The 11,809-nt window shown below is 51.4% G+C and carries 11 protein-coding genes; 10 read left to right on the top strand and 1 reads right to left on the bottom strand.

Annotation, left to right across the window (positions count from 1 at the left end; all coding sequences use genetic code 11):
* Positions 1–47: 47 nt before the first annotated feature.
* The 5 genes from rnr (at position 48) to rplI (ending at position 5,023) form a co-directional block, all read left to right on the top strand.
* A complete protein-coding gene (gene rnr / locus L4D79_RS24945) occupies positions 48–2,603 on the top strand; it encodes a ribonuclease R (protein ID WP_428655544.1) in 2,556 nt (851 codons plus the stop codon).
* Positions 2,604–2,606: 3 nt separating this feature from the next.
* The gene (gene rlmB, locus L4D79_RS24940) at positions 2,607–3,347 is read left to right on the top strand and encodes a 23S rRNA (guanosine(2251)-2'-O)-methyltransferase RlmB (RefSeq protein ID WP_428655542.1); all 741 of its coding nucleotides are present in this window, start codon (positions 2,607–2,609) and stop codon (positions 3,345–3,347) included.
* A gap of 257 nt (positions 3,348–3,604) precedes the next feature.
* Positions 3,605–4,003 (top strand): 30S ribosomal protein S6, encoded by a 399-nt coding sequence (rpsF, locus tag L4D79_RS24935; protein ID WP_255044247.1) that lies wholly within the window; start codon positions 3,605–3,607, stop codon positions 4,001–4,003.
* A gap of 302 nt (positions 4,004–4,305) precedes the next feature.
* Positions 4,306–4,533 carry a 30S ribosomal protein S18 gene (gene rpsR, locus L4D79_RS24930; RefSeq protein WP_005421136.1) on the top strand — a complete coding sequence of 76 codons (228 nt, stop codon included), beginning with the start codon at positions 4,306–4,308 and terminating at the stop codon, positions 4,531–4,533.
* Between the two features lie 37 nt (positions 4,534–4,570).
* Positions 4,571–5,023 (top strand): 50S ribosomal protein L9, encoded by a 453-nt coding sequence (gene rplI / locus L4D79_RS24925; protein ID WP_107351036.1) that lies wholly within the window; start codon positions 4,571–4,573, stop codon positions 5,021–5,023.
* A 109-nt stretch (positions 5,024–5,132) separates the two neighbouring features.
* Here rplI and L4D79_RS24920 read toward each other — a convergent pair whose 3' ends face one another.
* Positions 5,133–5,888 (bottom strand): DUF481 domain-containing protein, encoded by a 756-nt coding sequence (locus tag L4D79_RS24920; protein ID WP_428655537.1) that lies wholly within the window; start codon positions 5,886–5,888, stop codon positions 5,133–5,135.
* A gap of 226 nt (positions 5,889–6,114) precedes the next feature.
* On the opposite strand from L4D79_RS24920, the gene L4D79_RS24915 reads away from it, so the two are divergent.
* The 5 genes from L4D79_RS24915 (at position 6,115) to L4D79_RS24895 (ending at position 11,802) form a co-directional block, all read left to right on the top strand.
* Positions 6,115–7,512: a replicative DNA helicase gene (locus L4D79_RS24915; RefSeq protein ID WP_107351039.1), complete on the top strand. Its 1,398-nt coding sequence runs from the start codon at positions 6,115–6,117 to the stop codon at positions 7,510–7,512.
* A 91-nt stretch (positions 7,513–7,603) separates the two neighbouring features.
* The gene (gene alr, locus L4D79_RS24910) at positions 7,604–8,683 is read left to right on the top strand and encodes an alanine racemase (RefSeq protein WP_428655534.1); all 1,080 of its coding nucleotides are present in this window, start codon (positions 7,604–7,606) and stop codon (positions 8,681–8,683) included.
* A gap of 40 nt (positions 8,684–8,723) precedes the next feature.
* Positions 8,724–9,974, top strand: a complete 1,251-nt coding sequence (locus L4D79_RS24905) for a BamA/TamA family outer membrane protein (protein ID WP_428655532.1) — start codon at positions 8,724–8,726, stop codon at positions 9,972–9,974.
* Positions 9,975–10,159: 185 nt separating this feature from the next.
* Positions 10,160–10,915, top strand: coding sequence for a hypothetical protein (locus L4D79_RS24900; RefSeq protein ID WP_428655530.1), 756 nt, complete (start codon positions 10,160–10,162; stop codon positions 10,913–10,915).
* The gene (locus L4D79_RS24895) at positions 10,912–11,802 is read left to right on the top strand and encodes a Sec-independent protein translocase family protein (protein WP_428655527.1); all 891 of its coding nucleotides are present in this window, start codon (positions 10,912–10,914) and stop codon (positions 11,800–11,802) included. Before L4D79_RS24900 ends, L4D79_RS24895 begins: the two co-directional genes overlap by 4 nt.
* The last annotated feature ends 7 nt before the right edge of the window (positions 11,803–11,809 follow it).

The following is an 11,809-nucleotide window of genomic DNA, read 5'->3' as shown; positions in this document are numbered from 1 at the left end:
GGGCGCAGATATACTTGAAGTATCTCTTCGCTAACTTGGATCTAATTATGTCAAAAGGTACTACCGATTTACCGGTCGATCCTTTTCGCGATCGCGAAGCATCAAACTACGAAAACCCTATCCCTAGCCGTGAAATGCTGCTGGAAGTGATCCGGGGTTACTCGGCGCCTGTTAGCCGCGATCAGCTATTTGCAGAGCTGAAACTTGAGGGTGACGACCAATACGAAGGTCTGCGCCGCCGCCTTCGCGCCATGGAGCGTGATGGCCAACTGATATTTACCCGCCGCCAGTGCTACGCCCTGCCGGAGCGTCTCGATTTGATCAAAGGCCATGTGATTGGCCACCGAGATGGGTTTGGTTTCCTGCGCCCTGAGGGCACCAATAGCAAAGAAGAAGATTTGCTATTGCCGCACCACCAAATGCGCGGTGTGATCCATGGCGATTACATCTTGGCTCAGGTGGCGGGCACGGATAAGCGTGGCCGTCGTGAAGGCCGCGTGGTACGTGTTCTGAAGCATTACGATGGACAAATTGTCGGCCGTTTCTTTATCGAAGACAATATGGGCTATGTGGTACCGGATGACTCCCGTATTGCCCAGGATATCGTGATCCCGAATGACCAGCGCATGGGTGCCCGCATGGGCAACGTGGTGGTGGTGGAAGTCAACCAGCGTGCGACACGTCAATATAATGCTGTTGGTAAAGTGGTTGAGGTGCTGGGTGAAAACATGGCACCAGGTATGGAAATCGAAATTGCTTTGCGTACTCATGATATTCCACACGAATGGCCGTCTGAAGTTGAAAAGCAAATTCAGGGTCTTGGCGAAGAAGTGCCTGAAGAGGCGAAAAAAGGCCGTGTTGATTTACGCGACTTGCCGCTGGTTACCATTGATGGTGAAGATGCCCGCGACTTCGATGACGCTGTGTATTGTGAGCGTAAAAAATCCGGTGGTTGGCGCCTATGGGTTGCGATTGCTGATGTCAGCTACTACGTACGTCCAGACACGGCACTCGATAATGAGGCGGTGAAGCGCGGTAACTCCGTATATTTCCCGTCTCAGGTGATCCCGATGTTGCCGGAGGTATTGTCCAACGGCCTGTGTTCACTGAACCCGCAGGTTGACCGTTTGTGTATGGTGTGTGAAATGACCATATCTGAAACCGGCAAACTGTCAGGCTACAAGCACTACGAAGCGGTCATGAATTCTCATGCCCGTCTAACTTACACCAAAGTTAGCAAGATGCTGGACGGCGATGAAGAGCTGCGCGAGCGCTATGCTCCCTTGGTGCCGCATATCGAAGAATTGTACAGCATGTACAAGGTGCTCAAAAGCGAGCGTGAAGTGCGTGGTGCGATTGAGTTTGAAACGATTGAAACGCAGTTTATCTTTAATGCTGATCGCAAGATTGATCGTATTGTGCCGGCTGTTCGCAATGATGCACACAAGATCATCGAAGAATGCATGATCCTGGCGAATATTGCATCCGCCCGCTTCGTAGAGAAAGCCAAAGAGCCGGCCCTGTACCGAGTACATGACTCCCCGGGTGAAGAGCGCCTGCTGGGGTTCCGTGATTTCCTTGGTGAACTGAGCCTGCAGTTGTCAGGTGGCTTGGAGCCATCACCAAAAGATTATGCAGAGCTGGCCGCGTTAATTCAGGATCGTCCAGACAAAGAGTTGATACAAACCATGCTGCTGCGCTCGATGAAGCAAGCGGTTTATCAGGCCGATAATATCGGTCACTTTGGCTTGGCATTGAAGCAATATGCCCACTTTACTTCACCGATTCGCCGCTACCCAGATTTGACCCTGCACCGCGCGCTTAAGTATCTCGTGGCCAAGCAGGAAGGGACCAATAAGGATCGCTGGACGCCAACAGGTGGTTACCACTATTCTTTTGATGATGTTGACGGTCTTGGCGAGCAGTGTTCAACCACCGAGCGCCGTGCCGATGACGCGACCCGCGATGTGGCTGATTGGCTGAAATGTGAATACATGCAAGATCACGTCGGCGATGAGTTCGACGGTGTGATTGCCAATGTAACCGGCTTTGGCTTCTTTGTTCGCCTCAATGAGCTGAACATTGACGGCTTGGTGCATATTTCCAATTTGGCCAATGATTACTACCAGTTCGATCCGGTTGGACAGCGCTTGATTGGTGATAGCTCCGGGCAGGTTTACCGCCTGGGTGATACGGTAAAAGTGAAGGTCGCATCCATTAACCTGAATGATCGCCAAATTGACTTTGATATCGTAGGCAGCAACCGCAAGCCTCGTGGTGATGGCAAGACAGCCAAAAACCGCGATAAAAAGCAGCGTATGCGCAAAGCCGAAGGCATGCAGCGCCAGAGTATGAAGGTCTACCGCGTGGCTGATGGTGAAGCTCAGCAGGAGCAACGCTCTAAATCGAAGAAAGAGCGCAGCTCGGTGCGCCAGAAGCTAAAAGCGGGGGCGATCCCGAAACTCGAGGACGACAAAGCACCGGCAGGCAAAACGGACAAAGGGGACGGCAAGGGTAAGCCGGCCGTGAAGAAGAAATCGACCAAGGCCCGTAAGAAGAAACAGCGTGCCGGTAAGAAAGAACGAGCAGCTAAGAAGAACTAAACCATGAGTAATGACATGATTTTCGGCATTCATGCCGTGAAAGCCGTTTTGGCATCGGATCCTTCACGCTTCATTGAAGTTTTTGTGCTGAAAGGCCGTGAAGATGACCGTTTACTGCCAGTGATCAATGAGCTGCAAATGCTGGGTATCACGATTCAGCAAGCTGGCCGCAAAGCGCTGGATGATAAAGCCCAAGGTGCATCGCATCAGGGCATTATTGCCCGTGTGCGTCCGGGTAAGCAGTTCAATGAAAATAACATTGATGACCTTCTGGCTAGCCAAGAAAACCCACTGTTGCTGGTATTGGATGGGGTAACCGATCCGCACAACTTGGGTGCTTGCCTGCGTAATGCCGATGCGGCCGGTGCCGTCGCTGTGATTGTACCGAAAGACCGTTCGGCCCAGTTGAATGCCACGGCAAGCAAAGTGGCTTGTGGCGCGGCTGAAATCGTCCCATTGGTGCGAGTAACCAATTTGGCCCGTACCCTCCGTGCGCTGCAGGACAAGGGCGTGTGGGTTGTGGGTACGGCCGGTGAGGCCACCCACGATGTTTACCAAAGCAAGCTGACTGGCCCGTTGGCCATTGTGATGGGCGCCGAAGGCGAAGGTATGCGTCGCCTGACCCGTGAGACCTGCGATGACTTGATCAAGATCCCGATGGCGGGTTCGGTATCTAGCTTGAACGTCTCGGTCGCAACCGGCATTTGCTTGTTCGAAGCGGTACGTCAGCGTCAATCACAATAGAAACTAGGAAAAACAGAACCTAGTTCCTAGCAAAATCAGGCGTGCAGTGAATATTGCACGCCTGCCTTTTTATTGCCCATTACCCACTTTCTTCCCCTAGCCACTTAACTTGCCTCCAAGTCATAAAATTCTCTTGCTTCAATTGTCCATTCTCTGTACTATTCAGCGTCCAAATTCTCGGTTCTATTTTTAGTTCCTTGCTTCCTCTGGATAACCGAGCCAACTCAGGAAGCTGATTAATCCGTAAGGAGCAACCAATGCGTCATTACGAAATCGTATTCATGGTGCACCCTGATCAAAGCGAACAGGTTGCTGGCATGGTCGAGCGTTACACTGCTGCTATCAAAGATTCTGGTGGCCAGATCCATCGTCTAGAAGATTGGGGCCGTCGTCAACTGGCTTACCCAATCAACAAACTGCACAAAGCACACTACGTTCTACTGAACGTTGAAGCTGAGCAGTCTGTAATTGACGAGCTGGAGTCTAACTTCCGTTTCAACGATGCAGTGATCCGTAACATGATCATGCGTACTAAAGGCGCTATCACTGAGCCATCTCCAATGATGAAGGCTAAAGAAGAGCGTGCCCCACGTCGTGAAGAGCGTGCAGAGCAACCAGCTCCAGCACCATCTGAAGGCGAAGCAGCAGCTGAGTAATTTTTGAATGACCAATCGTCTGGTGTTGCCTGGCTTTATTGCCTAAGACCCCAAGCGAAGCAAATTGCTAGCAAGAATCGCTTAGCGTTCTGATTAGCAGGAAGCCAACTTACTGCGGCAAGTGTATTGTTACATTAACGTAGTAGTTAGCGAGCAAGGTCAACAAATACTCACTCAAGTTTTAGCTGTTGGCGGTCACATTAAGGTAGGAGGCTCTGTCTCATACCACACCAGCCGTAAGGTATTGGTAATTAGTGTTGCATGCCAACCACATTGAAAAAATTTAGATCAGGAGATAGCCCATGGCACGTTTCTTCCGTCGTCGTAAATTCTGCCGTTTCACTGCAGAAGGCGTACAAGAGATTGACTACAAAGACGTAGCAACTCTAAAAAACTACATCACTGAAGCTGGTAAAATTGTACCAAGCCGTATCACTGGTACTCGCGCTAAATACCAGCGTCAGCTAGCTCGCGCTATCAAGCGTTCTCGCTACCTAGCACTTCTACCATACACAGATAAGCATCTGTAATCGGTAGCGGTTTAATTAAGTTTAAGAGGACAAGATAATGCAAGTTATTCTACTTGATAAAATCGGTAACCTAGGTGGCCTTGGCGATCAGGTTAACGTTAAAGCGGGTTTTGCTCGTAACTTCCTTATCCCACAGGGCAAGGCAGTAATGGCTACTAAAGCTAACGTTGAAATGTTCGAAGCTCGTCGTGCTGAGCTAGAAGCTAAAGTTGCTGAGCAACTGACTGCTGCTGAAGCACGCGCTGAGAAAATCAACGCGCTTGAAGCTGTAGTTATCGCTTCTAAAGCTGGTGACGAAGGTAAACTATTCGGTTCTATCGGTACTCGTGATATCGCTGACGCAATTACTGCGGCTGGCGTTGAAGTAGTGAAGAGCGAAGTTCGCCTACCAGAAGGTGCACTACGTACGACTGGCGAATTCGAGATCAGCATCCAGCTGCACTCTGACGTATTCGCAACTGCTAACCTAAACGTTGTTGCTGAAGACTAATAACGTTTTTGTTGGTAGCTTAAAACCAGCCTCCGGGCTGGTTTTTTTATACCTGTAAAACAGTGGAATGGGTGTTGCGGAGGCTAAAGCCGCTGGGGGATGGCAAACGTTACATCTTGAACAGCAAGTTCACTGTCATGGCTGAGTCGCGTTTTTTCAAGCCTTCGGGTACCCAGCTGTTGAGCTTTTGGTTGTTGCTGATTTTGATTGCGGCAAAGTCACTGATGTCTGTTGTGAGGTTGAACTCGGCTTCCATCGTGCTGTTACTGTTACCGGCAATACCGGTGAGTCGGACACCGATCTCGACGGTTTTCGACGGCTTCCAGGTCATCTTGGCACTGCCACGGAGGATCAGCTCATCCACCGTTTCCTGCACAATGATGTCATCATCATCGATTTCATCGAGGTTGGGTTCTTGATGACGGTAGCCTGGGCCGGCTTCCACTTCTACCTGCAAGGTCTCCTTCCGTATAAGCTGGTAACCCATACCGGTTGCTAAAGTGAAGTCGGTAAAATAGGGGCCGTAGCGGTCATCGATATAGTTGATGTTGCCCAATACATAGGTCCGTTCGTTGACCTTTTTATCACTCTGTAGTTCGATCTGGCCCTTGCGCTTGTCTTCTTCACCGTCTTTTTCGGCGAGGAGAAATCGCAGCTCGCCGCTATGTCGGTACTGGTTCTTGAGGTAGGTGCCGCCGATTCGGGTGTTGAGGGTTTGCGAGTCCGAGTTTCCCCCCAGGGACTGGTAGCCGAGCTCTAATTCGGTGGTTAATGGCGGCGGGATCCGGGTGGGGCGCTCATCGCTGGCGTCGGCATTGGCATGGGTGCTGGCAAGCAGTAATAGAGCTAACAGGGTTCTTGCCAAGCGGCCTCCTCATCGGTTGAAACAAACAATTACCAAACAAAGCAGTGTAACCGATTTATGTCATATTTTGGTCAGGAAATGCCAACTGAATGTACCTATCAGCTTGTAAGCGCCTAATATGGCATTTCAATCGGGAAAATCGCCATCAACGTTATTTTGATAGATAGACTCTTTGTGAATTAAGGTATAATACACGGCCTAGTTTCCGGCAATCATTTCAATTTCTATGGCAGAGAATAGCAAACCGAACCCCCAGAAAGACTCCAAGATGGACGCAATCAAGATGGCGCCGCACTCGCTCGAGGCAGAGCAGTCGGTCCTCGGCGGCCTGATGCTGGACAACGAAAAATGGGATGTTGTTGCCGAGAAAGTCGTGGCCAAAGACTTCTACAGTCGCCCTCACCGGATTATTTTCGAAGGCGTGGCCGCCTTGTTGGAAGGTGGCAATCCGCTTGATTTGATCACCTTATCCGAGCACCTTGAAACGGCGGATCAACTTGAAGATGTCGGTGGTTTTGCCTATCTGGCAGAGCTGGCTAAAAACACGCCCTCAGCGGCCAATATATTAGCCTATGCCGAGATTGTCCGTGAGCGTGCGCTTATCCGTGACATGATCAGCGTGGCTAATGAGATCGCTGATGCCGGCTATGATCCCCAGGGACGTGACAGCGAAGAACTGCTGGATATGGCAGAAAGCAAGGTCTTTGCCATTGCCGAGCAGCGTACCTCGGAAAACGAAGGCCCGCAGAATGTCGAGGGTATCCTAGAAAAAACCCTTGAGCGTATTGAGATCCTTTATCAATCGCCGCAGGACGGCGTGACCGGGGTGACAACGGGCTTTACCGACCTAAACAAAAAGACGGCTGGCTTGCAGGGATCGGACTTGATTATCGTTGCCGCCCGTCCTTCTATGGGTAAGACCACGTTTGCCATGAACCTGTGTGAGAACGCGGCGATGTCGGAAGAAAAACCGGTCTTGATCTTCTCGCTGGAGATGCCTTCGGAGCAGATCATGATGCGTATGCTGGCCTCGTTGGCACGCGTCGATCAAACCAAGATCCGTACCGGCCAGCTTGATGACGAAGATTGGGCGCGAGTGTCTTCTGCTATGGGTGTTCTGATGGAAAAGAAGAACATGTATATCGATGACAGTTCTGGCCTGACGCCGACAGAGGTGCGCTCGCGGGCACGGCGTATTGCCCGTGACCATGGCGGCCTTAGCCTTATCATGATCGACTACCTTCAGCTGATGCGGGTACCAAGCCTGCAAGATAACCGTACCTTGGAGATTGCGGAAATCTCCCGCTCGCTCAAAGCTCTGGCCAAAGAGCTCAATGTGCCGGTGGTGGCACTGTCGCAGTTGAACCGCTCGTTGGAGCAACGTGCGGATAAGCGTCCGGTAAACTCGGATTTGCGTGAATCGGGCGCCATCGAGCAGGATGCCGACTTGATCATGTTTATCTACCGTGATGAGGTTTATCACGAAGACAGTGCCCTGAAGGGTATTGCCGAAATCATTCTTGGTAAGCAGCGTAACGGCCCAATTGGTACCGTGCGACTGACATTCCAAGGCCAGTATTCCCGGTTCGATAATTACGCCGGTCCAGCCTTTGATGATGAATAAGGGGTATATCCAAGTATCTTGAGGTTACATGGATATATACCGCCACATGATGTAATACCGGTTTGCCGGGGCATAATAAGTAGGAACAAAGATGAAAGCGGCAACAGCGTATATTCGTACCGAGGCATTGACTCACAACCTGCAGCAAATCCGCAGCCAGGCACCAAACAGTAAGATCCTGGCGGTGGTGAAAGCAAATGGCTATGGCCATGGGTTGGAGCATGTCGCCAAAAGCCTACCCGACGTCGATGGCTTTGGTGTTGCCCGCATTGAAGAAGCCCTGACCCTGCGCGCCGGTGGTGTCGTCAAGCCGGTGTTGTTGCTGGAAGGTTTTTATGCCCCGTCGGATCTTCCGGTTCTGGTAACCAACAATATCCACACGGTTGTCCATTCCATCGAGCAGCTTGAAGCGCTGGAGCAAACCAAGCTTGATAGCCCTGTGGTGGTGTGGTTGAAAATCGATACTGGCATGCACCGCCTCGGTGTCCGCCCTGAGCAATATACCGACTTTGTTGAGCGGCTCCATGCCTGCAATAATGTTGCCAAACCGTTGCGTTACATGAGCCATTTCGGCTGTGCCGATGAGCTCTCGAGCGAGGTGACGCCGCGTCAGATCGATGCCTTCATGGCCTTGACCGATGGCTGCCGAGGGGAGCGTTCGCTAGCGGCTTCGGCGGGTATATTGGAATGGCCGGATAGCCACCTTGAGTGGATTCGCCCTGGGATCATTATGTATGGTGTTTCGCCGTTTGCCGAAGCTGGCCGTGGAGCGGACTCATACGGTTTGAAGCCGGTCATGACGCTGACCTCAAGCTTGATTGCTGTCCGTGATGTCAAGCAAGGCGAGTCGGTGGGCTATGGCGGGATTTGGACCAGCGAGCGTGATACCAAGGTAGGGGTGATAGCGATCGGCTATGGCGATGGTTATCCACGTACCGCACCCAATGGTACGCCAGTGTTGGTCAATGGCCGTGTCGTCCCGATGGCAGGCCGGGTGTCAATGGATATGCTGACGGTCGATCTTGGCCCGGACAGCACCGACAAGGTGGGTGATGAAGCGATCTTGTGGGGCGAAGGCTTGCCAGCAGAAGTTGTTGCTGGTCATATTGGAACTATTGCTTATGAGCTGGTGACTAAACTAACATCAAGAGTCGCAATGGCGTACCAGTAACCGGCTTATTAATCATCGACAGACGAACAAACTCATTATAATGACAAGAATTATCAAAGCCGCAGCAATGATTGCGGCTTTTTCATGCTCAACGACTAGTCAGGCTGATAGCTGGCCGACATGGGATCCCGAGACGGCCTTTGTTCCCTTTGTGTTCTCCACCGATGCCATGGGAGTGTCTGTCGGTATGGCTGGTTTGCTCAAGGGGGCTGGTCAGCCACAAGCCGCCTTGCTCGGGGCTGGGGTATACAGCGAGAAGGGTACGTGGCTCACCTATTTGGGAGCCAGCAACTATATTGTTAGCCAAGACAGTCGTTGGTTGTTCGGGGCTGAGCTGTTTGATGCTAACTACAAGCAATTTGATTATTACCTCGGTGAAGCTTCAGGTAATGAATCCAGTGCGGATGACAAGGTAATAGCTGATGCCAAGGAGTTCCAGTACCGGTTGTCGATGCGCTATATTTTGCCATTTGGGGCCGGTGAGCGTCAGGGGATCCGTGCTGCTCTGATGCCGGTGCGTAAGCTTACCGGGCATACGCCGTGGGAAAGTGGCGTTAGTTCCGTGGAGTTCCGGCCGTTTTACCAAGGGCGGGAGTTTGATGAACTGCCTACCGCCCAAATAGAACCGACTGAATTCAGTGAGGTCGAGGACGTGTGGGGGCTGGAAACCCGTTTTGACTGGGATAACCGCAATAACACCCGTAATCCGACCGAGGGTAGTCAAAGTCAGCTATCTGTGACCATCGATCCCGGTAGCAGTGAGCGGCCAAGCTGGTGGAAGTGGGAGTTTGAACAGAGCTGGTTCTGGTCTTTCGGTAATCTTGGGGAGCTGTTCGATCAGCAAGTGCTGGCACTGAACATGTACACGGCCGATATCCCGACCTGGAACAGTACAGAGCAGGTGAATGGCAGCGAGGCATTCCGTCGTCCACCGACCTATGCGGGAAATCGCCTCGGGGGCCTATTCCGATTGCGAAGTTTTTCCGGCGGCCGTTTTGTTGATCGGGCGGCATTGAGTTATAGCATGGAGTACCGAGTAATGCCTGACTGGCAGCCGCTGGAAGACTGGCCGGTATTCGAATGGTATGACGTGCCTTGGTGGCAGTGGGTGGCTTTTGTCGATGTCGGGCGGGTGGCCGATGAATATGATCTGGCAGAGCTGCACAGTGATATGAAATGGAGCGCTGGCGGTGCGGTGCGCTTCCAGGTCGAGGGCATCGTTGTTCGGACCGAAATGGCCTGGGGTAGTGAAGAAAGCCTATTCCGGGTAATGATCAACCAGCCGTTCTAGAGGGGGGCCTGATGGAGCCCATTGCCCATAGCATGCCTTAAAAGGCGAATGCGGGCAGCTTTGCGGGCTCTGGGCCCGTCTGGTCAATAAATAAACTGCGCTATACTTGTTCGTACCACCGTCTGTGTTTGTTACAATATGTTCCTGTCTCGCCGTTATCCATAAATTCTCTGGTATAGATACTCATGTCATCGAAATTTCTCGAAAAGGCCTGGAGCCAAAAAACCGTTAACCTTGAAGATAAGCTGCTGCTGGTTGCTCTGGCGGAGCTATCGGACAGAGACGGTGCCTTCATTACTAGCATGTCCCAACTTAAAGAGATGATGTGCGCCTCTGAGAGTATGATTGACAACCTGATTGCCAAGCTATCGATGGATCAGCTGATCATTGGGGTTAACAAGGCATCCGCGAGTTACCGTACTAGTGGCAAAATCAATGGACGGCTGAACTTCGATACTTATGTGGATCACCGCGCGGTTGATCAAAACGTACCGCAAGGCAATACGGGCTATGCCCAACCCCATGCCAATCAAGATGTGTATAGCAATGCCAAGCGGGTGTCGAGCTTCCATCGCTCTCAAGTTACCCCAGTGAATAAGACGATTTCAGGCAAAGCGATCAATATCCTCGAACTCTCCCCGAATGTGATTGAGCCCTGGGCCGAAGCCGTGATGTTCAAGAGTGGCTATGGCAACCAGACTCAGGTTTGGTCGTCGTTTATCGAACGGATCAGGGAAACGCCAAGCAAACAGCTTTATTCGCTCGATGAGCTAAGAAGTCGGCTGCACTCCCATCTTCACAGTGAGAAAAGTTACAAGCAGGGCTATAGCCGATCAGCTTCTAGACCTCAGGCTGTGAAACGTGGTGCCATCGATATCTTGGAAGAAAAGATTGCTAACTTTAACTTTAAGAGTGACGACGAAGGGGATGACTTATTATGAGTTCGCCAAAGAACATCAGTGAAACTCACGCCGAGTATTGGAATCGAATTAAAAGCGAGCTTAAAGCACCCAAGCAACCAGATAAAAGTGCGGCGCCTACAACGTCTACCCCCGTTCCCGCTCAGCGTCAACCGGCAGCACCGGCTGTCAGGGGCACGGCACCTGCTCCTGCGTCACAACCAGATGATGCCAGCGCAGTAGGCTTTTCGGCTGATGGCCAAGGGGTCTCGGGGTTCACCCCGAAAACCCAGGTGATGCTGGATAAGTACAACGGCACCAGCCAAAAGAAAATCATGCAATTCTGGTATGATATGAACATGAATTTCGGGCAGAGCAAGGTGCGCCAGGAATTCGGTGACGAGCCGGGTGAAAGGCTGATGCAGTTTGCAGCCTCGCTGGATCGCAATAGCTATCGCCGGCTCAAAGATAACCTGGATGAGCGCTTGAAAAAAGGTCAGGAATGGCCGCCTTCTTTTGCGGTATTCAAAGCCCTGAAAGATACCCCGACCGATCGTGAGATCCTCGAAGCCCGGACCAACATACTGACGCTGAAAAAACCGGTTAGCCGGGTTGAAATCTATATCAGCAAGCGTAAATCTGCCAAGCTCAGAACGTTATCTGAAAAATATATCGCGGAAGAATTTCGTACGCTCTACCTCGAGGCGTTTGAGGAAGTGGAAATTTATGACCGTGATATCAAGCTGGATGAAAGGGAGTCGGCAATCAGTGAAGTGACCAATAATATTCCCAAGTCAGAGATGGATAAGGGCATTGATGACAGAGTGGCACATGGTTACAAACTACCGGGTAAGCTAGGGGAAACTTTCGACAGGATCCAATCCCTGAGGTCGAGTAACAGCCATGTGGTTATCGACGAGATTGACTAATCTTATG

Origin of the sequence: Photobacterium satsumensis (assembly GCF_050336935.1) — a bacterium.
GTDB lineage: Bacteria > Pseudomonadota > Gammaproteobacteria > Enterobacterales > Vibrionaceae > Photobacterium > Photobacterium satsumensis.
Note: the sequence above shows the minus strand (reverse complement) of the source record. Positions and strands in the feature narration are given on the sequence as shown.